20 protein-coding genes and 1 tRNA gene are annotated in these 24,425 nt (G+C 69.6%); 6 read left to right on the plus strand and 15 right to left on the minus strand.

Features of this window, described 5'->3' with window-relative positions; all coding sequences use genetic code 11:
* Window positions 1-129: 129 nt before the first annotated feature.
* Window positions 130-900 carry an SIMPL domain-containing protein gene (locus tag J3S89_RS14065; RefSeq protein ID WP_217928256.1) on the minus strand — a complete coding sequence of 257 codons (771 nt, stop codon included), beginning with the start codon at window positions 898-900 and terminating at the stop codon, window positions 130-132.
* 358 nt (window positions 901-1,258) lie between these two features.
* On the opposite strand from J3S89_RS14065, the gene J3S89_RS14070 reads away from it, so the two are divergent.
* Window positions 1,259-1,334 (plus strand) — tRNA-Ile (locus tag J3S89_RS14070).
* Window positions 1,335-1,355: 21 nt separating this feature from the next.
* On the opposite strand, the gene J3S89_RS14075 is transcribed toward J3S89_RS14070, so the two are convergent.
* Both J3S89_RS14075 and J3S89_RS14080 read right to left on the minus strand, forming a co-directional pair.
* The gene (locus tag J3S89_RS14075) at window positions 1,356-1,604 is read right to left on the minus strand and encodes a hypothetical protein (protein WP_217928257.1); all 249 of its coding nucleotides are present in this window, start codon (window positions 1,602-1,604) and stop codon (window positions 1,356-1,358) included.
* 14 nt (window positions 1,605-1,618) lie between these two features.
* The gene (locus tag J3S89_RS14080; protein WP_217928258.1) at window positions 1,619-2,614 is read right to left on the minus strand and encodes a hypothetical protein; all 996 of its coding nucleotides are present in this window, start codon (window positions 2,612-2,614) and stop codon (window positions 1,619-1,621) included.
* A gap of 273 nt (window positions 2,615-2,887) precedes the next feature.
* On the opposite strand from J3S89_RS14080, the gene J3S89_RS14085 reads away from it, so the two are divergent.
* A complete protein-coding gene (locus J3S89_RS14085) occupies window positions 2,888-3,919 on the plus strand; it encodes an adenosine deaminase (RefSeq protein ID WP_217928260.1) in 1,032 nt (343 codons plus the stop codon).
* A gap of 42 nt (window positions 3,920-3,961) precedes the next feature.
* Here J3S89_RS14085 and J3S89_RS14090 read toward each other — a convergent pair whose 3' ends face one another.
* From J3S89_RS14090 to J3S89_RS14140, 11 genes are all read right to left on the minus strand, one after another.
* A complete protein-coding gene (locus J3S89_RS14090; protein WP_217928262.1) occupies window positions 3,962-5,596 on the minus strand; it encodes a pyruvate, phosphate dikinase in 1,635 nt (544 codons plus the stop codon).
* 13 nt (window positions 5,597-5,609) lie between these two features.
* Complete coding sequence (locus tag J3S89_RS14095) at window positions 5,610-7,571, minus strand: hypothetical protein (RefSeq protein WP_217928264.1); 1,962 nt, start codon at window positions 7,569-7,571, stop codon at window positions 5,610-5,612.
* Window positions 7,572-7,696: 125 nt separating this feature from the next.
* Window positions 7,697-8,818 (minus strand): ABC transporter ATP-binding protein, encoded by a 1,122-nt coding sequence (locus J3S89_RS14100; protein WP_217928266.1) that lies wholly within the window; start codon window positions 8,816-8,818, stop codon window positions 7,697-7,699.
* Between the two features lie 10 nt (window positions 8,819-8,828).
* The gene (locus J3S89_RS14105; RefSeq protein ID WP_217928269.1) at window positions 8,829-9,743 is read right to left on the minus strand and encodes an ABC transporter permease subunit; all 915 of its coding nucleotides are present in this window, start codon (window positions 9,741-9,743) and stop codon (window positions 8,829-8,831) included.
* 8 nt (window positions 9,744-9,751) lie between these two features.
* Window positions 9,752-10,636: a carbohydrate ABC transporter permease gene (locus J3S89_RS14110; RefSeq protein WP_217928271.1), complete on the minus strand. Its 885-nt coding sequence runs from the start codon at window positions 10,634-10,636 to the stop codon at window positions 9,752-9,754.
* Window positions 10,637-10,736: 100 nt separating this feature from the next.
* Window positions 10,737-12,080 (minus strand): extracellular solute-binding protein, encoded by a 1,344-nt coding sequence (locus J3S89_RS14115; RefSeq protein ID WP_217928272.1) that lies wholly within the window; start codon window positions 12,078-12,080, stop codon window positions 10,737-10,739.
* 178 nt (window positions 12,081-12,258) lie between these two features.
* The gene (locus J3S89_RS14120; RefSeq protein WP_217928273.1) at window positions 12,259-13,491 is read right to left on the minus strand and encodes an FtsX-like permease family protein; all 1,233 of its coding nucleotides are present in this window, start codon (window positions 13,489-13,491) and stop codon (window positions 12,259-12,261) included.
* Complete coding sequence (locus J3S89_RS14125; RefSeq protein WP_217928274.1) at window positions 13,488-14,213, minus strand: ABC transporter ATP-binding protein; 726 nt, start codon at window positions 14,211-14,213, stop codon at window positions 13,488-13,490. Before J3S89_RS14125 ends, J3S89_RS14120 begins: the two co-directional genes overlap by 4 nt.
* The gene (locus J3S89_RS14130; protein ID WP_230489056.1) at window positions 14,188-14,667 is read right to left on the minus strand and encodes a hypothetical protein; all 480 of its coding nucleotides are present in this window, start codon (window positions 14,665-14,667) and stop codon (window positions 14,188-14,190) included. Before J3S89_RS14130 ends, J3S89_RS14125 begins: the two co-directional genes overlap by 26 nt.
* Window positions 14,668-14,695: 28 nt before the next feature.
* The gene (locus J3S89_RS14135) at window positions 14,696-16,438 is read right to left on the minus strand and encodes an alkaline phosphatase (protein WP_217928275.1); all 1,743 of its coding nucleotides are present in this window, start codon (window positions 16,436-16,438) and stop codon (window positions 14,696-14,698) included.
* Window positions 16,439-16,582: 144 nt separating this feature from the next.
* Entirely contained in the window at window positions 16,583-17,569 is a 987-nt protein-coding gene (locus J3S89_RS14140; RefSeq protein ID WP_217928276.1) for an aldo/keto reductase, read from the minus strand.
* A gap of 247 nt (window positions 17,570-17,816) precedes the next feature.
* Here J3S89_RS14140 and J3S89_RS14145 point away from each other — a divergent pair, with 247 nt between their 5' ends.
* The 4 genes from J3S89_RS14145 (at window position 17,817) to xylA (ending at window position 22,790) form a co-directional block, all read left to right on the plus strand.
* Window positions 17,817-18,818 (plus strand): aldose epimerase family protein, encoded by a 1,002-nt coding sequence (locus tag J3S89_RS14145; RefSeq protein ID WP_217928277.1) that lies wholly within the window; start codon window positions 17,817-17,819, stop codon window positions 18,816-18,818.
* Window positions 18,819-18,930: 112 nt separating this feature from the next.
* A complete protein-coding gene (locus tag J3S89_RS14150) occupies window positions 18,931-19,974 on the plus strand; it encodes a LacI family DNA-binding transcriptional regulator (protein WP_217928278.1) in 1,044 nt (347 codons plus the stop codon).
* 39 nt (window positions 19,975-20,013) lie between these two features.
* Window positions 20,014-21,468 carry a xylulokinase gene (gene xylB, locus J3S89_RS14155; protein WP_217928280.1) on the plus strand — a complete coding sequence of 485 codons (1,455 nt, stop codon included), beginning with the start codon at window positions 20,014-20,016 and terminating at the stop codon, window positions 21,466-21,468.
* Window positions 21,465-22,790 carry a xylose isomerase gene (gene xylA, locus J3S89_RS14160; protein ID WP_217928282.1) on the plus strand — a complete coding sequence of 442 codons (1,326 nt, stop codon included), beginning with the start codon at window positions 21,465-21,467 and terminating at the stop codon, window positions 22,788-22,790. Before xylB ends, xylA begins: the two co-directional genes overlap by 4 nt.
* Before the next feature lie 79 nt (window positions 22,791-22,869).
* Here xylA and J3S89_RS14165 read toward each other — a convergent pair whose 3' ends face one another.
* On the minus strand, window positions 22,870-24,345 hold the full coding sequence (locus J3S89_RS14165) for a sensor domain-containing diguanylate cyclase (protein WP_217928284.1): 1,476 nt from the start codon (window positions 24,343-24,345) through the stop codon (window positions 22,870-22,872).
* Window positions 24,346-24,425: the final 80 nt, after the last annotated feature.

The raw sequence follows: 24,425 nt of genomic DNA on the forward strand, positions 1-24,425 counted from the left end.
GGATCGGCGGTGGGGCGCCGGACGACGTTTCGGACGTCGGCCGGTGCCTCCCGGGTGCGGCGCGTCACGCTGCCGGCCCCGGTCGTTCCCCCGCGTCTCCGCGACGCCTCGGGGGGAAGTCTCGTCGGTCTATTGCGCCGCGCGTGGAGCCAGCTCGAAAGTCATGGTCACGTCGGCGGAAATCGTCTGGGTTCCGGCCTCGATCGGCACGGCGCCTGCGCTCATGGCGGCCTTGGCGAAGACCCGGGGCATCGGCCGTTCGGCGGTGCCTTCTGTGATCGAGAGCACGCGCACCAGCCGTTGATCGGCGGCGGCGGCGAGGAGTTCGGCCCGCGCCCGGGCGGCGGCGACGGCGGCGACACGCGCCTCGTCGCGGCGCCTGCCGGCGTCGGAGACCTCGAAGGCGATACCGGAGACGGTGTCGGATCCCCCGGCGACGACGCGCTCGAGCAGGGGGCCGAGATCGGCCAGTCGGCGGATCTTGAGCGTGAAGGTGTTGGAGACCGAATAGCCGGTGATGCGGGCGGGGCCGTCGCCGGATCCGGTGCGGGTGGACCACACCGGCGCGACCGAGAAGTCGGCGGTGGCGACGTCGGCCTTGGCGATGCCGGCGGCGGCGGCCTCGGCGAGGAGGGCGGCGGCGGCCTTGTCGGCGCCGGCCAGGGCCTCGGCGGTGGTGCGGGCCTCCGAGACGATGCCGGCGGTGACGAGGGCGGTGTCGGGGACGGCGGTGACTTCACCCGATGCGGTGACGGTGAGGGTCGGGACGACCGGCTCGGCGATGGCGAGGGGGACGGCGGCGAGGACCAGGGCCGCGGTCAGTGCCGCGACGACGATGCCTCTACGCGCGGGGGCGAGCCCCGTTCCTGCGTCGATGATGCCTTGCTTCCGACTTTCCAAACCGTGCGACCTCTCGTTCTTCGGCGCCGACGGCGCTCGACGACCGAGGGGCCGGCCGTCTTGGGTGCAGTGCAATATGGAAGTATCATGAAAAAAGTGGTCACAAAAGGGCGAGACCGCGTCCGGGCTCTGGCGCAGTGGTCCAGGTCTGTGCTAGGCGCCGCTCGAATCACGGGATTCGCGTGGTTTCGCCGTGGGATGGGCTCAGTCGGTGGGGCGTGGGGGAGACGACGTATGCGTGTGGTCCGCGCCGTCTCGACTTGTCAGGCGAGCGCCGATCTGCGATGAGGACGCAGCCGATGCGACCGGCGTCGGGCGAGGGGGCCGAGCGGGCTCCGATCGCGGCCGGTCGGTCGACGGGCCTGTAGCTCAATGGTCAGAGCTGGCCGCTCATAACGGCTAGGTTGGGGGTTCGAGTCCCTCCGGGCCCACCACCTCCCCACCTTTTCCTGACCTCAATTGTCCAGGTCGCCCGTCCCCCCGGGGCCGGTGAGGTCGATGATCCACGGCTCGAGCTCCGGATGCTTCGCCGCGAGGGCCTTCAATTCGCGCCGGGTCGAGGCGTTCACCGTGACCCGCAGCTTACCGGCGCGCGCCGCCTCCGCGAGGGCGGCCTCGATCTCGGGCTTTCCGTGCACGTTGCGAAAAAAGCCCGAAAATCGCGTGAGTTCGATGCTCGGGCGTGTCCGTCTCGTCGTCGCCATGGGGCGTCCCTCCGTCACTGCACCAACTGGAACTTGATCTCTCTGCCGAGGTAGGTGGCGAGACCGGCACGGGCGGCGGTCTCCGCGTCGATCCCGTCACTCCGCAGAAGCGTCGTCGCGGCGGCGGAGCGATTCCAGGACTGGAAGACGATCTGCTGGAGCGCGCGCGTGTCCCCGGCCGCCGTCAGGTTGATCGTCAATTTGTGGATGTCGGTCCGAGAGTTGTCGGACAGGAGCTTGCCGGTCGTCAGCGTCACCGGGGCGTTCGCGGGCGTGTAGGTGATCGACGGATGGAGGTTGCCGCTCACCGTCGTGGTGAACTTCAATTGCTCGGTCATCGTCGAGGACGTCGACGGGCGTTTGGCCGTCGGATTGTCGGTGAGCGCCAGGGAGAAGAAGGCGGCGACGGTCCGATCGATGCCGACGTTGCCGGCCATCGGATAGATCTTGTCGTCACTGGCCAGATCGAGGCCCTCGCAATAGCGCGGCTGAAGCTCCCAGAGCTTCTCGAACGTGTCGGACGTGTCGAAGGTGCGGACGTTCTGACGGCTGCGGTTGAGGGCGGTCGTCACCCCGAGAGTGCCGATGGAACTCGTGAGCGCGCGGGTCAGTCCGATTTCGGCCGACAGGTCGTTCTTCTCGGTGATGTCGAATTCGAAATTGTAGGCGAGGCCCGTCTTCATCGTCGTCTCGAAGACCTCGGAGAACGAGGCGAGACGCCGCTCGCGCTTCAATTCCGCGCGCACGGCGGGAAGCTCGAGCGGGTTCGCCATCAACCGCTCGCCGAAGCCGTGGAGCATCTCGACGCCTTCGGCGGATCGTGGGTCGTTCGAGTGGCGGTGGACCAGCCAATCGCCGAGCGCCCGGGCCACGGCGTCGCGCGCCTCGCAGCGCACGTGTCGAACGATGTTGTGCGTGCTGACGCCGGCGAAGTCGATCGGCGAGGGATGGGTCGTGCATCCCCCGACGGCGCATGCGGCGACCGATGCGAACAAGACGGACGATCTCATGGCTCGATCCCCCCGGGCACCACGATCCGGACGGGGGATTGAACCCTTGCCTCCTTTCGCGTGCAATATGGAAATTTACAATTCATTAATATTTCACGCCGAAGACGAGCAGATGGACATTTCTACTTTTTCGTGTGTCGTCGCGTGCCGTTCTGCGGCTCCGATCCGGCGCTTGCGGTCCGGACGGGTCTCGTCCGGCGTGGGGGCGATCGGGTGTCGACAGACGCGGGTTCGGGAGCGATGATCGGGCGACACGACGACCGGAGAAATGCGATGTCCGCGATCGATCCCGCCTTCGCGACCTTTCTCGTCGGGCTGCCCAAGGCGGAGCTTCATGTCCACATCGAGGGGACGCTGGAGCCGGAGACGATCTTCCGGCTCGCCGCGCGCAACGGCGTGGCGCTCGCCTATGAAAGCGTCGAGGCGCTCAGGGCGGCCTATGCCTTCACCGATCTCCAGTCGTTCCTCGACATCTATTACGCGGGCGCGAGCGTTCTGCTCACGGCGGCGGATTTCGCCGACATGGGCCGGGCCTATCTCGCGCGGGCGGCGGCGGACGGGGTGATCCGGGCCGAGATCTTCTTCGATCCGCAGACCCACACCGCGCGCGGCGTCGCGATGGCGACGGTGATCGAGGGGCTGACGCGGGCGCTCGACGAGGCACGGGCGGGCGGCATGAGCTGCGATCTGATCCTGTGTTTCCTGCGTCATCTCTCGGAAGAGGACGCCTTCGCGACGCTGCGGGCGGCGCTGCCGTTCCGTGACGCCTTCATCGGGGTCGGGCTCGATTCGAGCGAGGTCGGCCATCCCCCGGAGAAATTCGCCCGGGTCTTCGCCGAGGCGCGCGCGCTCGGACTCCATGTCGTCGCCCATGCCGGCGAGGAGGGGCCGCCGGACTACATCGTCCAGGCGCTCGATCTCCTCGGCGCGGAACGGATCGACCACGGCGTGCGCTGTCTCGAGGACGCCGATCTGGTGGCGCGGCTGGCGCGCGAGCGGGTGCCGCTCACCGTCTGCCCCTTCTCCAACGTCAAGCTCAGGGTCTGTGACCGGCTCGAGGATCATCCGCTGCGGCGGATGCTGGAGGCGGGGCTGGCGGTCACGATCAATTCCGACGATCCCGCCTATTTCGGCGGTCAGATCGGCGCGAATTACGTCGAGACCTGCGCCGCGCTCGGTCTCGACCGGGCGGCGGCGGCGCGGATCGCCCGCACCAGTCTCGAGGCGTCGTTCGTCGACGCGGCGACGAAGGCGGGGTTCCTCGCCCGGCTCGACGCTCATCTCGCGGCGACGGCGGGTGCGTGATCCAGGCCCGTGCTCCCGCCTCGTTCGGGCGGGGGGCGGGGGTCACGAGGCCGGAGCCTCCTCGCCGCGGGCCTTGCGATGCTTGCCGGCATGGGCGTGTTCGGCCTTTCGAGCCGCCTTCCAACCCTGCCAGACGGCGATCTCGGCCTCGGGCCGGGTGCGGACGATGTCGCGACGGCCGCGATGGATCGTGCCGGCATCGGCATCGAGCGACAGCCAATCGCCCTCGCTCAGCTCGACCTCGCCGAGGGTGACGCGCCGCCGGGTCTCGTCGACGCGGAGCGCGGCGCAGCCGACGATGCAGGGGCGGCCCATCTGGCGGGCGACCAGGGCGGCGTGGGCGGTGCGCCCGCCGCTGGCGGTGAGGATGCCGGCGGCGACGGAGAAGCCGATCACGTCGGCGGTCGAGGTGTCGGGACGCACCAGGACGACCGGATCGCCGCTCTCGGCCATGCGCCGCGCCGTCTCGCCGTCGCAGGCGATGCGGCCGCAGGCGACGCCGGGCGAGGCGGCGACGCCGACGGCGAGCGCCGGGGCGGCGCCGAGGAAGCCGGTGGCGTCGAGGGCGTCCTCGTCGACGTCCTTCAGCCGGTCGAGCGCCTCGTCGGGCGAGATCAGGCCCTCCTCGACCAGGGCGATGGCGATGGTGAGGGCGGCGCGCGGGGTGCGTTTGGCGGCGCGGGTCTGGAGGATCCACAGCCGGCCGGCCTCGATGGTGAATTCGACGTCCTGGACGTCGCACCAGCGCCGCTCGAGCCGATCGAGGGCCTGGATCAGTTCGGCGGTGACGGCGGGCATGCGGCGCTCGAAGGCGCGGGCGTCGAGCGGCGTGCGACGGCCGGAGACGACGTCCTCGCCCTGAGCCTCGAACAACACCTCGACGACCGGCTCGCGGGCGCCGGTCGAGGGGTCGCGGGAGAAGGCGACGCCGGCGCCGGAGCGGCCGTCGGCATTGCCGTAGACCATGGCCTGAACGGTGACGGCAGTTCCGGCGAGGTCGTCGAGACCGTGGATCCGGCGATAGGCGACGGCCTTGTCGGAGCCCCAGGAGGCGAAGACGGCGCGGGCGGCGGCGCGCAACTGGGCCATCGGATCGTCGGGCACGCGGCCCTGGGTATGGAGGAGGCAGCGGCCGACGTGGTCGGCGAGGGCCTCGACGTCGAGATCGCGGTCGCTGGCGACGCCCTCGGCGGCGACGCGCTCGGCGAGGTCGGCGGCGAGCGGGCGTGGATCGAGGCCGAGCACGGTCTCGGCATAGGCCTCGAGCAGGCGGCGGCGGCAATCGAGGGCGAAACGCGGGTTGCCGGTCAGGCGGACGAGGCCGGCGGCGGTGGTCTCGTCGGCGCCGACGTCGAGCACCGTCTCCAGCATGCCGGGCATGGAGCGGGCGGCGCCGGAGCGCACCGAGACGAGGAGCGGGCGGCGGCGATCGCCGAAGCGGCGGCCGGTGCGGGCCTCGAGGAAGGCGATGCCCTCGGCGAGGCGTTCGTCGAGTTGGGCGAGCGCCTTCTTGCGGCCGCTCGCCACGTCGGCGCAGAGGTCGACGAGGATCACGAAGGCGGGCGGCACGGCGAGGCCGAGCCGGGCCATCTCGCCGAGATTGGCCGCCTTGGCGCCGACCCGTTCGGGATCGAGCGGTTCGGTCGCGAGACCGTCGACGAGGAAGAGCCGGGTCATGGTCGTTCCTCCCTCAGGGGTGGGCGTCGTCGCGACCGCGCCGGCCGAGATCGCCGAGGACGTGACCGCGCAGGAGGTGACCTGCGCGAGCGAAGCGATCGGTGGCGATCTCGATGCGACGGGCGCATTCGACCGCCGCGACGATCCGCTCGGCGGAGGCGCCGGAGGCGAGGGCGGCGGCGATGGTCGCGCGCTCGACGTCGTCGGCTTCATGTTCCAGGGCGAAGAGATCGGCAAGGGCGACGAGGGCGTCGTCGACGTCGGCTCGGTGGCCGTCGGGCACGCAGGCGGCGGCGTCGGCCATGCGCGCGACCGCCTCGGTGGAGCGCAGCGCCAGGGCGCAGAGGCCGGCGAGGCGGATGTCGACGGGGTCGTCGACCCCGGCCGGGGCGAGGACGGAGAGGAAGAAGGCGGCCTCCTCCAATTCGTCGATCGCCTCCTCCATCGTGTCGATCAGCGGCATCAGGTCGTCGCGCACGCCGTAGCGATCGGCGGCGGCGCGCAGGTCGAGGGCACGGCGGTCGGCCTTCTCCTCGATCCGTTTGGCGATCGCCGCGACATGGGCGGCGGCGCCGTCGCGACCGGCGATGCGCTCGCGGAAGGCCTCGTCGAGCGCGGCGACGATCGAGCGGGCGAGTCCGGCCTGGGTGACGACGCCGTGCAGCAGGGTACTGCCGGAGCGCTCCAGGCGGCGCACCAGTTCGGCGTCGACGGCGTCGCGCACCAGCCGGTCGGCGCGGCCGGCGAGCAGGAAATCGGAGGTGATCGCCAGGACCCGGCGCAGGAAGTCGATCGCCTGTTCGCGGCCGATCGCCTGATCGAGGCGGACGCCGTAGCCGATGTGATCGGCGGCGACGCGGCGGATGGCGCCCTCGACCAGGGCGGCGGCGCCGGTCTCGAGGAAGGCGCGGTGGCCGTGGCGGCGGCGGGCGCCCCAGGTCAGCACGGCGACGGCGCCGGGCTTGTCGACGAAGCGCTGCAACTGTTTGCGCGCCTTGTTCCAGTCGATCAGGAAGACCAGCGCCGCGCCGATCGCGGTCAGGAAGGCGTCGCGGCGGGCGCGCTCGTCGGTGGCGAGGCGGGCGGTGACCAGATGGAAGGCGTCGCCTTCGGCGAGGCCCTCGACCCGGCGCTCGTCGGGGTCGGACCATTCGACCCCGTCGATCTCGTCGAAGAGCGAGACGAAGAAGCGGGCGCGCGGGCGGTGCACGTCGGTGTAGGTGAGCTCGACCGCGTCGTCGCGCACCGTCACGCAGAGGACATGGGCGTCGGTGGTGCCGATGTCGTTCTGCAGGACCAGCCGATCGCCGATGCGGGCGGCGGTGGTGTCGAGGCCGGGATGGTCGAACTTGAGGGCGCGGGTGGCGGCGAGGCCGTTCATGAAGGCGGTGACGGCGCGGCGATCGTCGGTGCCGAGGCCGGAGCAGCGGGCGCCGGCGACGTCCTCCTCGGCATGATCGGCGGCGAGGCGGTTCAGCGCCTTGTGCAGGTCCATCACCAGACGGTGGACACTGTCGTCGCCTTCGGCGCGGGCGGCGGTGACGGAAAGGACGGCGGCGCGGGCGAAAAGATCGCCCGGGGCGGTGCAATCGGTGCGGCGGCGGGTCCAGCGGCGGCGGAAGTCGGCGGCCTCCGGGCCGGCGCCGGCCTCGATGCCGGCGACCATGGTCTCGACGTCGTCGGCGAGGTCGGCGAGCAGCGTGTCGAGGCCGGGGGCGTGGAAGCGATCGCCGTCACGGGCGTCGGCGCCGTTCACCAGAGCGCGGACGCGGTCCGGATCGAGATCGGCGCGGACGGCCTCGTCTCCGAGATCGATCGGCGCCCCGAGCGGGGCGAAGGCGCGGGAGGCGGCGGCCTGAAGCGCGCTCATGCGCACCTTGGCCCGGTCGTTGGCGAGGAGAGCATCGCGGATCCGGCGCGGCAGCAGCAGCGCCTCCTCGCCGAGATGCTCGACGATCCTGGTCTTGGCGATCATCGGCCGCGTCCATCGTCGTTCGTGGGGAGGTCAGTATGGTCCGGCCGGCGCTCGGCGCATTGCGAGAGGTCATTCACGCCCCCGTCACATGGTGACGGCGGCGAGGAGGCCGGCGGGCGATCGTCTCACGCCGTCGGGGCGAGCACGGCCGGGCGGGCGAGGGCGGCGGCGTCGTTCACGGTGGCGAGGCGGCGGCCGGTCGCGGCGTCGAAGAGGTGGAGGGCGGGCGGATCGATCCCGAGCGCGAGGCCTTCCGGCGCCCCTTCGGCCAGCGCGGCGGGGGCGGTGACGACGAAATCGTGTCCGCCGAAACGGCCGTGGACCAGAGCGGCGGCGCCGAGTTGCTCGACGAAGTCGACGGCGAGTACCAGGCCGGGGTCGTTCACCGCCGCGCCGACGCGGACGTCCTCGGCGCGGATGCCGATCACCACGGGCGTGCCGGGGCGCAGCGCGAGGGGCGGGGTGTCGATCGGCGTGCCGTCGGCGAGGCGGACGCGGGTGTCGGTCTCGACCGTGGCCTCGAGCAAGTTCATCGGCGGCATGCCGACGAAGCCGGCGACGAAGCGGCTCGCCGGGCGATGCCAGATCTCGAGCGGGGTGCCGATCTGCTCGACCTTGCCGGCGTTCATGACGACGATGCGATCGGCCAGCGTCATCGCCTCGACCTGATCGTGGGTGACGAAGATCGAGGTGGCCGACAGGCGGTTGTGCAGTTTGCGGATCTCGATGCGCATCTGGACGCGGAGCTTGGCGTCGAGGTTCGACAGCGGTTCGTCGAACAGGAACACCTTGGGCTCGCGGATCATGGCGCGGCCCATGGCGACGCGCTGGCGCTGGCCGCCGGAGAGCTGGGCGGGGCGGCGATCGAGGAGGGCCGTCAGCCCGAGCGTCTCGGCGACGCGGCCGATGCGGGCGAGGCGCTCGGCCTTGGCGACGCCGGCGACCTTCAGGGCATAGCCCATGTTGTCGGCGACGCTCATGTGGGGATAGAGCGCGTAGTTCTGGAACACCATGGCGCAGCCGCGCTCGCGCGGCTCGAGGCGGTTCACGATCGTCCCGTCGATGGCGATGTCGCCGGCGGAGATCTCCTCGAGCCCGGCGATCATTCTGAGCAGGGTCGACTTGCCGCAGCCGGACGGGCCGAGCACGACGATGAATTCGCCGGAATGGATGTCGAGATCGAGCGCTTCCACCACGGACGTCTTGCCGTAGGACTTGGCGACCTTGCGGATGGAGATGTCGGCCATGAGGGCGCCTTCACTTCTCGGTGCTGATGAGGCCGCGCACGAACCAGCGCTGCATGACGACGACGACGAGGAGCGTCGGCAGCATGACGATCAGCGTCCCGGCCATGGCGATGTTCCATTCGGGAACGCCGCCGACATTGGGGATCAACTGCTTCAGTTCGGTGACGGCAGTGGCGTGGGTCGGATCGGTGGTGACCAGCAGCGGCCACAGATATTGGTTCCAGGCCCACAGGAACATGATGGTGGCGAGGGCGGCGACGTTGTTGCGCGACAGCGGCCACAGGATGTCGACGAAGAAGCGGATCGGTCCGGCGCCGTCCATCTTGGCGGCCTCGACCAGCTCGTCGGGGATGGTCAGGAAGAACTGGCGATAGAGGAAAGTGCCGGTGGCGGTGGCGACCAGCGGCAGGATCAGGCCGGTATAGGAATTGAGCAGGCCGAACTGCAGATCGAGCCGGATCCCGGAGATCCAGGCGATCAGATCGGTGAGGCCGGTCACGTCGAGGATGGTCTGATAGGGGCCGAGCACGTTGGCGGCGACGGCGTAGGTCGGCACGATGCGCACCTCGAGCGGCAGCATCAAGGTGACGAAGATCGCCCAGAAGATCGCCTGACGGCCGGGGAAGCGGAAGAACACGATGGCATAGGCGGTGATCGCCGAGACGAACACCTTGCCGGCCGCGACGCCCCCGGCGAAGATCAGCGAATTCAAGAGCTTGTGGCCGAGGTCGGCGCGGGTCCAGGCCTCGGTCATGTTCTCCCAGAAATGGCCGCCGGGGAGAAGCGGCATCGGCACCAGATTGACGTGGAAGAGATCGTGGCTGGCGGCGACCGCGACCACCACGAAGGGCAGCACCGCGACGAGGAAGCCGAGAAACAGCACCGTGTGGGTGACGGCGTTCAGGATGGGCGTGCGCTCGATCATCGCGGGCCTCACTTGTAGTGGACGCGCCGCTCGATGAAGCGGAACTGGAGAACGGTGAGGGCGACGATCAGGATCATCAGGATGATCGACTGGGCGGCGGCGCCGGAATAGTCGAGGCCGCGGAAGCCGTCGAAATAGATCTTGTAGACCATCAGCTCGGTGGCACGCGCCGGGCCGCCCGAGGTCATGATGTCGACGATGCCGAAACTGTCCTGGAAGCTCTCGGTGATGTCGATCACCAGGAGGAAGAACACGGTCGGGGTCAGCATCGGCAGCTGGATGTCGCGCAGGCGCCGGATCCAGCCGGCGCCGTCGAGGGCGGCGGCCTCGGTCAGCGACTTCGGGATGCCCTGGAGCGCCGACAGGAAGAAGACGAAGTTGTAGCCGACGTATTTCCACGAGAAGGCGACGATGACGGCGATCATCGCGTCGGTGCCGTCGAGGCCCGGATCCCAGAGGCCCGGCCAGAGCCGGTTGACGAAGGCGAGGAGGCCGGCCTCGGGCGCCAGCATGAAGCGGAAGGCGAGCGCCAGCGCCGGCGCGGCGATGCCGTAGGGCCAGATCATCACGACCCGGTAGACCTTGGAGCCGGCCAGCTCGCGGTCGACGAAGACGGCGAGGACGAGGCCGATCCCCATCGCCAGGAGGGTGGAGAAGAGGGCGAAGACGAAGGAGCGGACGACCGAGTTCCAATAGAGCGGATCGGTCAGGATCTGGCGGAAATTGTCGAGACCGACCCAGATGTTGCCGCCGCCCCAGGGCTGCTGCAGGGTCATCGACCAATAGACCGCCTGACCGGCCGGCCAATAGAAGAAGGTGAAGATCAGGATGATCTGCGGGATCGCGAAGGCGATGCCGATCCACCAATGACCGAAGGTCGCGCGCTTTTCCATGGATCCGCCGTCGGCTCGTTCGACCGGCGCGCCGAGTGGCGGGCCGCGAAATGCGCCGGGCGTCCCTCGCGAGACGCCCGGCCGGTTCGGGAGGGAACGATCAGGGCAGGGTCTTGCCCTTGTAGGTCGCCTCGAAGCGACGCAGGATCGCGTTGCCACGGGTCACCATGCCGTCGATCGCGGTCTGGACGTCGGACTTGCCGGAGAAGATCTCCTGCAGGCCGTTGCCGACCTCGGCGCGGATCTGGGTGAAGCCGCCGAGGCGCAGACCACGGGTGAGCGGGGTCGGCGGGGTGGCGGTCAGCGAGGCGATGGCGACCTCACGGCCCTTGTAGGGGGCCTTGTCGTAGAAGCCGTGCGACTTCATGTAGGCGAAGCCGGATTCGGTGACCGGGACGTAGCCGGTGACGGTCGACCAGAACAGCGCGCTCTCCGGCTCGGCGACGAAGGCGAGGAAGGCGGCGGCGGCCTTGTATTCGGCCGGCGACTTGCCCTTCAGCGTCCACAGCGAGGCGCCGCCGACGAGGCTGTTCTTGCGTTCGGTGCCCTCGTAGACCGGCAGCATCGCCACGTCCCAGGAGAGGTCTTCCTTGGCGGTGCGGCCGACGGTGCCGTGATCGCCGACCGAGGTCATGATCATCTGGCAGTCGCCCGCGGCGAAGGCCTGGACCATGTCCTGACCCTGATCCTTCGACTTGATCTTCACGAGACCGGCGTCGTACCAGGCCTTGAGATCCTTGATGTACTTGACGAACTTGGTCTTGTTGAAGACCAGCTCGGCGTCGAGGCCGTCATAGCCGTTGTTCTTGGAGGCGACCGGCTCGCCGTGGATCGCCGAGAACTGCTCGAGCAGCTGCCAGCTCTCGTTCTGCGAGACGTTGATCGCGATCGGGCATTCGTAACCGGCCTTCTTCAGCGCCTCGGCGTCGGCGTGCGCCTCTTCCCAGGTCTTCGGCGCGGCGGTCTTGCCGATCTTCTCGAAGGCGGTCTTGTTCCAATAGAGCAGCGGCGTCGAGGAGTTGAAGGGGAAGGAGAACATCTGGCCCTTCGACGAGGCGTAATAGCCGGCGATGCCGCCGATATAGTCCTTCCAGTCGATCTTGTAGCCGTTCTTCTCCATCAGCTCGTAGGCCGGGACGAAGGCGTCGGAGAGCATCATGGTGGCGGTGCCGACGTCGTAGACCTGGACCACGGTCGGCTGCTTGCCGGCGCGGAAGGCGGCGATGGTGTTCTGCAGGGCGGCGTCGTAGTTGCCCTGGCTGGTGCAGACCACCTCGTAGTCGTTCTGCGAGGCGTTGAAGCGGGCGCAGACCTCCTGGACGCGCTTTTCCAGATCGCCGGAGAGGCCGAACCAGAAATCGAACTTGGTCTTCTCGGCGGCCTGGGCGCCGGTCGTGATCATCAGCGCCGCGAGCGCGGCCGAGGCGAGCAGGGTCTTCTTCATCGTCGTTTCCTCGAGGAGACGAGGGCTCGCGCCGAAGGGCCGCGGCAGCCTCGATCAGGATGGGACGGCGCGACCTTGATCGGTCCCGGTGACGTCCCGGCGACGATTGCATGACGGTCTCGTGTACGATCGTCCGAGAGAGACGTCGCCGCGACTCAGCCCTCGGTTGTCGAGGGCCTCAGCCGGCGAGACCGTCGACGACGCGGCCGCGTCCGGCGACGATCGCCGGCACCAGCGCGAACAGGCTGCCGGCGAGGAAGACGAGGCCGGCCCAGAGGAAATCGGGCGCCTCGAGACGGACCGGCACGGCGAGGCCGGTCTCGGCGGTCAGGAGATGTGAGACGAGGCCGGCGGCGGCCCAGCCGAGGCCGAGGCCGAGGAGGCAGCCGATCGCGACCAGCGTGGCGGCCGAGCCCCAGACGGTCGCCAGCACGAATCGGCGCGGCGCGCCGAGCGCCCGCAGCATGGCGTAACGGCGTCGGCGCAAGCCCCCGACGGTGACGAGCAGCGCCGTCACGGCGAGGAAGACGAGGCCGTCGTCGAGCGCCGAGGCGATCTTCAGGATCCGGCCGACGTCGCCGAGCACGGCATAGAGTTCGACCAGGACCTCGGCCGGGAACAGCGCGCCGAGCCCCTTCGCGCGGCCCTCGGCGCGCAACTGATAGGCGGCGGCGAAGGACTTCGGCTTGATCACCAGGGCGGGGAGGCCCGGCAGTTTCTCGGCGTCGAAGGGGGCGCCGATGTGGTCCTCGCCCTGGTGGCCGTTGCCGAGACCATGGGTCTCCCAGACGCTCTCGACCGGCACCATCACGGCGCGATCCCAGGGACCGCCGGTCGGCGGCATGCGGCCGACGACGGTGTAATGGACCTCGCCGTGGACGTGGGCCTTCTCCTCCGGATCGGCCTCGCCGGGGTGCGCGGCGCTGCCGGCACGGCCGTGCGAGGGGCTGAAGCTCTCTCCGACGGCGATGGTCGCGGCCGAGCCGACCACGGCCTCGCCTTCCTCGGCGAACATTCGACCTTCGCTCGGAGCCAGGCGGCCCCAGCGGGAGGCGAAATCGGCGGTGGTGCCGATCACCGGGTGACCACGCACGACGTCGCCGAAGGCGATCGGCGCGACGGCGGCGACGCGCTCGTCGGCGCCGTAGCGACGCAGGGTCTCGCCGTCGAGGAGGGGGAGGGCGTCGAGGCGGAGATAGACCGTCGACAGGACCAATTGAGTCGGGCTGCCGGCGGCGCCGATCACCAACGGGAAGTCGCTGGCGGCGGTGGCGGAGGCGTGGCGGAAGGCGCGTTCCTGCGCGCCCAGCGCGATGCCGACGGCGACCGCGATCGCGACCAGGGCGACGATCACCACGCCGATCCATTTGAGACCGCGCAGATCGGCGAGGATCATCGGGATCGGGTTCATCGTGTCGTCTCCGGGTCGAGCCGGCCGGCGCGGAGCGCGACGACCCGGTCCATGCGGGCGAGAAGGTCGCGGTCGTGGGCGGCGACGATCAGGGTCGCGCCGCTCTCGCGCGCCGTGGCGACCAGAAGGTCGGCGACCTCGTGGCCGTTGGCGGCGTCGAGGCTGGCGGTCGGTTCGTCGGCGAGGATCAGGCGGGGGCCCATCAGGAGGGCTCGGGCGACGGCGACGCGCTGGCGCTCGCCCCGCGAGAGGCGCGCCGCCCGGCGGGCGGGATCGGCGAGGCCGACGCGCTCGATCAGGGCGTGGGCACGGGCACGCAGGGCGGGGGCCGCGCGGAAGGCGGCGAATCGGGCGGGCAGCAGCACGTTGTCGAGAACCGAGAGTTCGTCGACGAGGTGGAAATCCTGGAAGACGAAGCCGACGGTCTCGCGCCGCCAGCGGTCGCGGGCGCCTTCGCCGAGGCGGTCGATCCGGGTCGCCCCCCAGGTGACGGCGCCTTCGCTCGGAAGCGCGAGGCCGGCGACGATGTGGAGCAGCGTCGACTTGCCGGCACCCGACGGGCCGGAGACGCCGAGCGCGGTGGCGGGGGCGACGTCGAGTCGATCGAGGCGCAGTGCCTCGAAGGGGGCGTTTCCCTTGCGGGCATGGACGACGGCGACGGCGTCGAGCGTCAGCGTCTCGGCCGGGGCGGGCGCCTCAGGGGCCACGGCGATATTCGGCATCGACGATCCTCAATTGGCTGACGAAGCCGGTGTCGGGATCGGTGGCGGTGCCGACCTCGAGCGTGCCGGTGACGGTGACGCGCGTGCCGGCGGAGACCAGCGGGCTCGCCCCGGCGAGGCGGACGACGACGATGTCGGAGGGCCAATCGGCGTCGGACTGGCAGAAGGGGCAGATCGCCAGCGGCTCGCGGGTCAGGACGAAGAAGGTCGCCTCGGCCATCAGCGGCGGCGCCATGTAGCCGATTATCGAGACCGGCTTGCCGACGGAGGCCTTGACGGTCGGGGAGAACACCAGACCGCGCACGCCGAATTCGGAATAGAGCGTGTCGAAGGTCAGCGGCGTCGGCGCGGCGGCGCGGGCGGATCCGGGGAGAGCCGCGAAAGCGAACCACGCGGCGGTGAAACACCGCCGCGTGATCCCGATCCTGGTCGATCCCGAGAGGGAATCGGACATGGACATCCTCACTTCTTCGCTCGTCCGCTCACTTGGCGAGGCCGAGAGCGGTCGCCATGGCGCGGAAGACGCGGGTGTTGTCGAGGCGGCCGTGGAAGACCTCCGCGCCCGGGCCCATCGCCGTCAGCAGCACGTCGTCGCCCGAATGGACGCCCGAGGAGGCATCGAAGGGCAGGTTGCCGGTGATGTGGACGGCGCCGGGACGCTCGCAGTTCTTCGGGTTCTCGACATAGGTCTTCGGCGTGGCGCCGGCGACGGCCGGGACGTTCTCGCCGTCCATGAAGGGCTTGGCGTTGAAGCAGGTGTCCGGGGTGGTGCCGAACTCGAGGGCGATGCGCCGGGAGACATCGATGTTGGTGGGATAGCCCTCGGCGTCGACCGGGCCGTAGTTCGGCACCTTGGCGTCGGCGTAGGTGCCGAGCTTCTCGCGCGGGGTCTGGCCCGGACGGTCGTCGTCATAGGTGCCGATGATCGACACGGGGTGGGCGTGGTCGGCCACGACGATGATCATGGTGTCGCCGTTCTTCGCCGCGAAGTCCTTGGCGTATTTGACGGCGTTGTCGAGCATGATGGTGTCGAAGAGCGCGCGCTCGGGGTCGAGCGAGTGCGAGTACTTGTCGATGCGGGCGCTCTCGACCATCAGGAAGAAGCCGTTCGGGTTCTTCGACAGGGTGGCGATCGCCGCCTTGGTCTCGTCGACCACGTCGGGCTGGTCGGGGAACTTCGAGACGGAGCCCTTCTTGAGATACTTCAGGTCGAGGGCGCCGTCGATGTTGCCGGTGTTGTAGAGGCCGAGGATCTTCGACTTGCCGTCGGCGACCGCCTTCTCCATCTCGGTCTTGGTCGAGACGAAGGCGTAGCCGGCCTCCTCGAACTTCTTGAGATAGTCGACGTCGTCCTTGCGCTTGGAGCCGGGGGTCGACTTCGGCAGGAAGTTGGGCGAGCCGCCGCCCATGATCACGTCCGGCTTCACGTCGTAGAACATCTCGACGATGTCGTTGAAGTCGGAGCGCTTGCGGGTGTGGGCGACGATGCCGGCCGGGGTGGCGTCCTCGATCTCGGAATTGGTGACGACGCCGAGCGCCATGCCGGTCTTGCGCTTCACCAGTTCGCCGATGGTCTCGACCTTGGGATGGTCGAGGGTGTTCTTGTTCTTGGCGCAGTAGATGCCGAGCGCGTTGACGCAGGTCTTGTGGCCGGTCGTGTAGGCGCTCATCGCATTGGCGCTGTCGGTGACGATCGAATCCGTGCCGGGCGTCGAGATCAGCGCCATGTAGGGCATGTCGTCGACGGCGAGCTCGCCGCCGAAGTGGCCCTGGACGATGCCCTTCGACATGATGCGGGCGGCGGTGCGATGGGCGATCGAGAAGCCGTCGCCGACGAAGAGGATGACGTTCTTGGCGACGCGGCCCTTGGGCGTGTCGAACACTTCCCAGGCGACCGACTTCTTCTCGGTGCCGGCGGAGGCTTCGACCTTCACCTTGCCGGCGGTGGTCAGCGACACGCCACGCAGCCAATAGGCGGTCAGGTCGTGGCCGTCCTCCTTGGCGACGATCTCGGGCTTGGCGCCCAGCACCTCGGCGGCGTCCTTGCCGTCGATCGTGACCTTCAACTGGTCGGCGGCGACGGTGCCGGGGAATTCGACCTTGAGGTCGAACTTGGAGCCGGAGAGGATCTCCGCCCGATCGAGCGGATAGATGGTCTGGGCGACGGCACCGCCGGTCCAGCCGGCGGTGACCAGAACGGTCGCGAGAAGGGCGCGCTTCAGCATGGCAACCTCGTCAATGGGCGAGCCCGACGGGGCCCGCGCGAGTTCGATGCCGACGAGGAACACCCTTCCCATTGCAGTTCCATGACGGTCCGTCGCATGGGCGTGGATATCGCCCATGCGCGTCCCACGCCGCCCGGCCCTGGTTCACCAGCGCTGATGGACGTGCGGCGCGATCATCGTGCGGTAGATCTCGCGGATCGCCTCCATCGTCGCCGGCGGGATCGGCGGCAGATCGGCGGCAGCGGCGTTGGCGCGGGCCTGATCGGCGTTGCGGGCGCCGGGGATCACCACCGAGACGGCGGTCTCCATCAGGATCCAACGCAGGGCGAAGGCGGCCATGGCCACGCCCTCGGGCACCACGCGGCGGATCTCCTCGACCGCCGCCAGGCCGACGTCGAAGGGCACGCCGGCGAAGGTCTCGCCGACGTCGAAGGCCTCGCCGTGGCGGTTGAACTTGCGGTGGTCGTCGTCGGCGAAGACGGTGGAGCGGCCGATCTTGCCGGTGAGGAGGCCGCTCGCCAGGGGGACGCGGGTGATCACGGCGATGCCGCGACGCTCGGCCTCGCGGAAGAACAGGCCGGCCGGGCGCTGGCGGAACATGTTGTAGATGATCTGGATCGACACCACGCCGGGGTATTCGATCGCCTTCAGCGCCTCCTCGACCTTCTCGACGCTGACGCCGTAGTCGCGGATCTTGCCGGCGCGCTTCAGGCCGTCGAGCGCGTCGAACACCTCGGGGCGGTAGAGGGTCTCGGTCGGCGGGCAATGGAGCTGGACGAGGTCGAGCCGCTCGACGTCGAGATTGGCGAGGCTGCGGTCGACGAAGGCCTCGAGATTGGCGGCGGTGTAGCCGGCGTCGACGTGGGGGGCGAGGCGGCGGCCGGCCTTGGTGGCGACGAAGGGGCGGTCGCCGCCGCGCTCGCGCAGCACCTCGGCGATGATTCGCTCCGAACGGCCGTCGCCGTAGACGTCGGCGGTGTCGACGAAGGTCATGCCGGCGTCGAGCGCGGCATGGAGCGCGGCGCGGCCGTCGGCCTCGTCGACGGATCCCCAGGAGCCGCCGATCTGCCAGGCACCGAAACCGATTTCGGAAACGGCGACGCCGGTGTGGCCGAAGATGCGGGTCTTCATGGCATGTCCTCTCTGACGGGTGGGCGAGCAGCCTACTCACCGCAAATTTTCGATTGGCGTACCTCGAGATAATGCATCGAAGCCTCGATGCAATGGGGATCCGGCAGGACGAGGCTTCGGCGCGGCTGCGGTCGATCGCCTCTCCCCCTCGGCGGCTCCCGGGAGTAGACAGGGGGCGGGCACGGCCGGAACGGCGGCCCGGCGCACCGACGGCGCGCCTTCCGGGGCACGGAGACGGACGACGATCATGGCACTCATCCGCGATTTCGGGACGATCGACGGCGAGGCGGTCCAGGCGGTGGAGCTGCGCTCGCCGGGTGGGGCGGTCGCCTCGATCGTGACGATCGGTGCGGCGGTGCGCGGGCTCACGGTGCCGGTCGGCGACGGCGCGCCGCGCCCGGTGGTGCTCGGCTACGAGACGATCGAGGGTTATCGGCTCAATCCGTCCCATCTCGGGGTGATCGCCGGGCGCTGCGCCAATCGCATCGGCGGCGGGCGGTTTCGTCTCGACGGGCGCGAGGTTCGGCTGGCGGTGAACGAGGGCGGCGTCAACACGCTGCACGGCGGTCCGGTCGGCTTCACCCGGCGGATCTGGCGGCTCGAGGGCGCGAGCGAGGACGCGGTCGAGCTGTCGCTGGTGTCGGAGGACGGCGATCAGGGCTGGCCGGGCCAGGTCGAGGCGCGGGTGGTCTATCGCCTGACCGGGGCGGCGTCGCTGGAGATCTCGGCGAGTGCCACATGCGACGCGCCGACGCCGGTGAACCTCACCAATCACGCCTATTTCACCCTGAACGGCGGCGCCGATTGCCGCGATCACCGGCTCGAACTCGCGGCCGACTTCTACACGCCGGTCGACGCGGCGATGATCCCGACCGGCGCGATCCTGCCGGTGGCGGGAACCGAATACGATTTTCGCAACCCGCGTCGCATCGACGGCGACTACGACGTCGCCTTCGCGCTCTCGGGCGCGCCGGGGGAGGTGGCGCTCGCGGCGCGGGTGTGGGCGCCGGACGGGCGCCTGAGGCTCGAGGTGGAGACCGATCAGCCGGCGCTCCAGCTCTATACCGCCGCCCATCTCGGCGCGGCGGGTGCGGCGCACGACGGGATCGCGCACGGGCCTCATGCCGGGTTCTGCCTCGAGGCGCAGGGGTTCGTCGACGCGCCCAACAAGCGTCAATTCCCGTCGGTGCTGCTGCGGCCGGGCGCCCGCTATCGGCATCGGACCGCCTATCGGTTCTTCGCCGACTGACTGAGCCATCCTCCCGTCGGACAAGGCTTTTTCGCTCTGCCGCGCGGTCTCTGGCGCAGTGCAGCGACGAATTGAGTTGCGCACCTCAGATTTTTGCGCAATCCATCGTGACATGAACGACGAGATCGACCCCTCATCCACCACGTTGAAGGACGTCGCCCGCGAGGCCGGCGTTTCGATCGCCACCGTCGACCGCGTCCTGCACGGACGTCCCGGGGTGCGCAAGGCGACGGTCGCGCGGGTCGAGGAGACGATCGAGCGGCTGGGGTTCCGCCCCCACGCGGCGGCGGCGGAACTGGCGCGCGGCCTCACTTATCGCTTCTGCTTCGTGATGCCGAAGAGCACCAACGTCTTCATGGAGGAGATCCAGCAGACGGTGGTGCGGGAACGCGCCTGGCTGACCGCGCGGCGGACCCGGGTCGACATCGTCGAGACCGACGTCTTCGATGCCAATGCCCTCACGCAGACCCTCGAGGACATCGGCCCGACCTATGACGGCCTCGCCGTGGTGGCGCTCGATCATCCCCGGGTGCGGGCGGCGATCGACGATCTCGTCGCGGCCGGGATCCACGTGGTGACGCTCGTCTCCGACGTGCCGTCGTCGAAGCGGGCGCGCTACGTCGGGATCGACAACATCGCCGCCGGGCGCACGGCGGGCTCGCTGATCGGCCGGTTCATCGGCGGTCGCAAGGGCAAGGTGGCGGTCATCGCGGGGTCGCTGGCGCTTTCGGATCACACCGACCGCTTCATCGGCATCTCCCGGGTGATCGCGTCCGACTTTCCCGATCTCGAGCTGATGCTGCCGCTCGAGGGGCGCGACGACGACGAGACCAATCGCCGCCTCACCGCCAAATTGGCCGCCGAGGTGCCGGATCTCGTCGGGCTCTACAACATCGGGGCGGGCACGCCCGGCGTGGTCGCCGGTCTCGCCGAGAGCGGGCGCACCGGCGAGGTGGTCTTCGTCGGTCACGATCTGACGGTGCACACTCGGCGGTTCCTGCTCAACGGCTCGATGGACGCGGTGATCTCGCAGAACCCCGGGCGGGAGGCGCGATCGGCGCTGAGGGTGCTCCAGGCGCTGGCGCGCAAGGAGCCGATCTCCACCGCCCAGGAAACCATCGGTATCGACATCGTCATCCGAGAAAATCTGCCCTGAGGGCGGGATGACGAGCGTGATCGGGAGAGGAGCGGATCGATGTATCTCGGTCTCGACATCGGCACGTCGAGTGTCAAGGCGGCCCTGGTCGACGGCGATCGGGTCGTCGCCACGGTCGAGCGGCCGCTCGAGGTCCACCGGCCGCGACCGCTCTGGTCGGAGCAGGATCCCGAGACCTGGGTGAGCGCGACGATCTCGGCGGTCGACGAACTCGCCGGCACCCATCCGCGCGAGGTCGCGGCGGTGGCGGGGATCGGGCTCTCCGGCCAGATGCACGGGGCGGTGCTGCTCGATCGCGACGACCGCGTGTTGCGCCCCTGCATCCTGTGGAACGACGGGCGCTCCGCCGCCGAATGCGTGGCATTGGAGGCGGCCGTGCCGGACCTGCACGCGATCACCGGCAATCTCGCCATGCCCGGCTTCACCGCGCCGAAGCTCCTGTGGGTGCGCGCGCACGAGCCGGAGATCTTCGCGCGCACGGCCTGCGTACTGCTGCCCAAGGCCTTCGTGCGGCTGCGGCTGACCGGCGAGAAGATCGAGGACATGTCGGACGCGTCGGGCACGCTGTGGCTCGATCCGGCGCGGCGCGACTGGTCGGACGAGGTCCTCTCCGCCTGCGGGCTGACGCGAGACCACATGCCGCGTCTCGCCGAGGGCTCGGCACCGGCGGGACGCCTTTCACCCGCGCTCTGCGCCCGCTGGGGTATGGCTTCGGCGCCGGTCGTCGCGGGTGGGGCGGGCGACAATGCCGCGACCGCCGTCGGCCTCGGCGCGATCGCGGCGGGCGACGCCTTCCTGTCGCTCGGCACTTCGGGCGTGTTGTGGGTCACCACCGACCGCTTCGCCCCCAATCCGGGCTCGGCGGTCCATGCCTTCGCCCATGCGCTGCCGGGGCTGTGGCATCAGATGGGGGTGATGCTGTCGGCCGCCTCCTGCCTCGCCTGGTGGGCGGGGGTGACGGGGGCGAGCGCCGAGGCGCTCCTCGCCGAACTCGGCGACGACGCCACCCCGGGCGGGGAGGCGATGTTCCTGCCCTATCTCACCGGCGAGCGCACGCCCGCCAACGATCCCGAGCTTCGGGCGATCTTCGCCGGTCTCGGCGGCGGTCACGGCCGCGCGGTGATGACGCGGGCGGTGCTCGAGGGCGTCGGCCACGCGGTGGTCGACAATCGCGATGCGCTCGCCGCCGCCGGCACCGTCATCGGCGAGATCGATCTCGTCGGCGGCGGGTCGCGCTCGCGGCTGTGGGCGCAGATCCTCGCCGATCAACTGGCCATCCCGGTCCACCGGGTCGAGGAGGGCGCGGTCGGCGCCGCCCATGGCGCGGCGCGGCTCGGCCGCCTCGCCGCGACCGGAGAACGTCCCGCCGACGTCTGCGCCCGACCGCGCCGGCTCGAAACCTTCCATCCCGATGCGGCCCGCGCCGCGCTCCATCGCGAGACCCACGCCCGTTGGCGCCGGCTCGCCCCCTTCGCCAAGGAGATTCGTTCATGAACGCTCCCGCCACGCGCTTCTTCGGCGCGCTCGAGCCGATCCGCTTCCAGGGGACGGACGCCACCGATCCGCTCTCCTATCGCTGGTACGACAAGAACCGGGTGGTGGCCGGGCGCACCATGGCGGAGCATCTGCGCTTCGCCGTGTGCTATTGGCATTCGTTCTGCTGGCCGGGCGGCGATCCCTTCGGCGGCGAGACCTTCCTGCGGCCGTGGATGCACGGCGTCGATCCGATGGAGATGGCCAAGGCCAAGGCCGACGTCGCCTTCGATCTCTTCCGGCTGCTCGACGTGCCCTTCTTCACCTTTCACGACGTCGACGCGGCGCCGGAAGGGGCGAACCTCGCCGAGCAGGCGAAGAACGTCGCGGCGATCTGCGACGTGTTCGAGAAGAAGATCGAGGAGACCGGCGTGAAGCTCCTGTGGGGCACCGCCAATCTCTTCTCGCACCGCCGCTACATGGCGGGTGCGGCGACCAATCCCGATCCGGAGGTCTTCGCCTATGCCGCCGGTCAGGTGCGGATCGCGCTCGAGGCGACCAAGCGGCTCGGCGGCGCCAATTACGTGCTGTGGGGCGGGCGCGAGGGGTACGAGACCCTGCTCAACACCGACATGAAGCGTGAGCTCGATCAGTTCGGCCGCTTCCTCGCCATGGTGGCCGAGCACAAGCACAAGATCGGCTTCGACGGCCCGCTCCTGATCGAGCCCAAGCCGCGCGAGCCGACCAAGCACCAGTACGACTTCGACGTCGCGACCGTCTACGGCTTCCTGGAGCGCTATGATCTCCTCGCCGACGTCAAGGTCAACATCGAGCAGAACCACGCCCTTCTCGCCGGTCATTCGTTCGAGCACGAGGTGATGCTCGCCAATGCGCTCGGCATCTTCGGGTCGATCGACATCAACCGTGGCGACGCGCTCCTCGGCTGGGACACCGACCAGTTCGCGATGGACGTCGGCGAACTCACGCTGGTCTTCCACGAGATCCTGAAGGGCGGCGGCTTCACCACCGGCGGCATGAACTTCGACGCGAAGATCCGCCGTCAGTCGATCGACCCGGCCGACCTCCTCCATGCCCACGTCGGCTCGATCGACGCCTGCGCCCGGGCGCTCCTCAACGCCGCGGCGATGCTCGAGAAGCGCACGCTCACGGCGCCGCGCGAGGCGCGTTACGCCGGTTGGGACGGGGCCGAGGGGCAGGCGATCCTCGCCGGAAAGCGCAGCCTCGCCGAGGTCGCCGACCGCGCCACCGCCGAGGGGCTCGATCCGCAGCCGCGTTCGGGCCGCCAGGAGTTCCTCGAGGGCGAGGTGATGCGGAGCCTGTGACCGGCCGGCGCCGCTCGGGACATGCGAAGGCCGCCGCGATCGTGCGATCGCGGCGGCCTTTCGTCATCGGCGGGTGGGATCAGCGCGGCTTGTCCTTGGAGGCGTAGTGGAGGCGCTTCGCCTCGTACATGGCGGCATCGGCGCGGCGGGCGACCTCTTCCATCCGTTCGCCGGGACGCTGGGTCGCGGCGCCGACGGCGAAGCTGAGGGGCAGGCCGCCGTAGAACTGATTGTTCAGCTCGGTCAGGCGATGGATGCGCTGGATGATCGCGGCGCCGCCGCGTTCGTCGGTCGCCGGAAGGAGGATGGCGAATTCGTCGCCGCCGATGCGCGAGGCGCGCGCCGGCTCTTCGGCGAGCTTGCTCAGGACCTCGCCGGCGCGGCGCAGCAACTGGTCGCCGACGGCGTGACCGTGGCAGTCGTTGGCCTCCTTGAGCCCGTTCAGATCGGCGATGACGATCGTCGTGGGGGTCAGGTCGGAGCGCTCGGTGCGGGCGATCTCGTCGACGTAGAAGGAGCGATTGTAGAGCTTGGTCAGCACGTCGTGCTTGCCGAGGAACTCGAGATAGGCCTCGGCCTTCTTGCGGGCGGTGATGTCGGTGAGCGCGACCTGGACCAGATCCCACTTCGCCTCGTGGCCGGGCAGAACCGAGAACTGCATCATGAAGTGCAGTTCCTCGCCGGCGAGCGAGTAGTTCACCACCTCGCGCTGCTGGAAGAGCTTGCCGTTCCAAAGGTCGATCAGCTGCTCGCGGAAGGCGACCTGCATCGATCCCCGGAAGACCTCATGGAGGCGCAGGAGAAGTTCGGAGCGGTTGGCGGCGCGGAAGGTCTCGAGCGTCTGACGGTTGACGTCGATCACCCGGATCTCGCTCATGCAGCGCCCGACGAATTCGGGGTGGACGTCGGTGAAGGTGCGGAAATCGTCGATGCCGCAGGCGCGCACCTCGTCGATCAGGCGCTTCACCGAGGAGAAGTCCTCGACCCACAGTGACACCGGCGAATGCTGGAACAGGCCACGGGCATGGCTCTCGGCGGCGGCGAGCTCGCGCCGCGCGGTCTCACGGTCGCTGACGTCCTCGATCGCCACCAGCACCCGCGACCAGTCCTTTTCATGGCCCGGCAGAAGGCGCGCGCGCAGCATGATGTCGAGACGGCGCCCCGACAGGGTGTAGTTGACGGTGAAGCTCGAGAAGTCGGTACGGCCGGCCCAGAGCTGCTCCAACTCGTCGATGTGATAGAGCAGCATGTCGTCGCGGAAGACGTCGTCGAGGCGGGCGAGGAGGTGGATCGGGTCGTCGGCCTCGTAGAGGTCGAGCGTGCGCTGGTTGACCTTCACGACGCGGATCAGCCGGGTGCAGACGCGGATCCGCTCGACGTCGGCGAGCAGGAACTCGCGCAGCGACGTCACGCCCTCGGCGCGCCATTCGTCGAGCTGGACGAGAACGGCGGAATAGTCCTCGAGCCACAACGACACCGGCGCCATATCGAAGGTCGAGAGTTCATCCCAGTCGGAGGACTGCTTCGGCTCGGACGAGAACTCGAGGGCTTGCATGCATCACCTGTCGGAAACGGGATGGCGAATCTCGCTCCAGTATAGGTCGCGAAGGTTCGGATCGGGTAAACGATCGCCGT

Origin of the sequence: Pinisolibacter aquiterrae, from assembly GCF_019160155.1 — a bacterium.
Lineage (GTDB): Bacteria > Pseudomonadota > Alphaproteobacteria > Rhizobiales > Ancalomicrobiaceae > Pinisolibacter > Pinisolibacter aquiterrae.

Excerpts from the sequence above, each read along its gene's own strand:
- J3S89_RS14075 (WP_217928257.1), bottom strand. The coding sequence starts at position 1,604 with ATGGCGACGACGAGACGGACACGCCCGAGCATCGAACTCACGCGATTT.
- J3S89_RS14080 (WP_217928258.1), bottom strand. The coding sequence starts at position 2,614 with ATGAGATCGTCCGTCTTGTTCGCATCGGTCGCCGCATGCGCCGTCGGG.
- J3S89_RS14085 (WP_217928260.1), top strand. The coding sequence starts at position 2,888 with ATGTCCGCGATCGATCCCGCCTTCGCGACCTTTCTCGTCGGGCTGCCC.
- J3S89_RS14090 (WP_217928262.1), bottom strand. The coding sequence starts at position 5,596 with ATGACCCGGCTCTTCCTCGTCGACGGTCTCGCGACCGAACCGCTCGAT.
- J3S89_RS14095 (WP_217928264.1), bottom strand. The coding sequence starts at position 7,571 with ATGATCGCCAAGACCAGGATCGTCGAGCATCTCGGCGAGGAGGCGCTG.
- J3S89_RS14100 (WP_217928266.1), bottom strand. The coding sequence starts at position 8,818 with ATGGCCGACATCTCCATCCGCAAGGTCGCCAAGTCCTACGGCAAGACG.
- J3S89_RS14105 (WP_217928269.1), bottom strand. The coding sequence starts at position 9,743 with ATGATCGAGCGCACGCCCATCCTGAACGCCGTCACCCACACGGTGCTG.
- J3S89_RS14110 (WP_217928271.1), bottom strand. The coding sequence starts at position 10,636 with ATGGAAAAGCGCGCGACCTTCGGTCATTGGTGGATCGGCATCGCCTTC.
- J3S89_RS14115 (WP_217928272.1), bottom strand. The coding sequence starts at position 12,080 with ATGAAGAAGACCCTGCTCGCCTCGGCCGCGCTCGCGGCGCTGATGATC.
- J3S89_RS14120 (WP_217928273.1), bottom strand. The coding sequence starts at position 13,491 with ATGAACCCGATCCCGATGATCCTCGCCGATCTGCGCGGTCTCAAATGG.
- J3S89_RS14125 (WP_217928274.1), bottom strand. The coding sequence starts at position 14,213 with ATGCCGAATATCGCCGTGGCCCCTGAGGCGCCCGCCCCGGCCGAGACG.
- J3S89_RS14130 (WP_230489056.1), bottom strand. The coding sequence starts at position 14,667 with ATGTCCGATTCCCTCTCGGGATCGACCAGGATCGGGATCACGCGGCGG.
- J3S89_RS14135 (WP_217928275.1), bottom strand. The coding sequence starts at position 16,438 with ATGCTGAAGCGCGCCCTTCTCGCGACCGTTCTGGTCACCGCCGGCTGG.
- J3S89_RS14140 (WP_217928276.1), bottom strand. The coding sequence starts at position 17,569 with ATGAAGACCCGCATCTTCGGCCACACCGGCGTCGCCGTTTCCGAAATC.
- J3S89_RS14145 (WP_217928277.1), top strand. The coding sequence starts at position 17,817 with ATGGCACTCATCCGCGATTTCGGGACGATCGACGGCGAGGCGGTCCAG.
- J3S89_RS14150 (WP_217928278.1), top strand. The coding sequence starts at position 18,931 with ATGAACGACGAGATCGACCCCTCATCCACCACGTTGAAGGACGTCGCC.
- xylB (WP_217928280.1), top strand. The coding sequence starts at position 20,014 with ATGTATCTCGGTCTCGACATCGGCACGTCGAGTGTCAAGGCGGCCCTG.
- xylA (WP_217928282.1), top strand. The coding sequence starts at position 21,465 with ATGAACGCTCCCGCCACGCGCTTCTTCGGCGCGCTCGAGCCGATCCGC.
- J3S89_RS14165 (WP_217928284.1), bottom strand. The coding sequence starts at position 24,345 with ATGCAAGCCCTCGAGTTCTCGTCCGAGCCGAAGCAGTCCTCCGACTGG.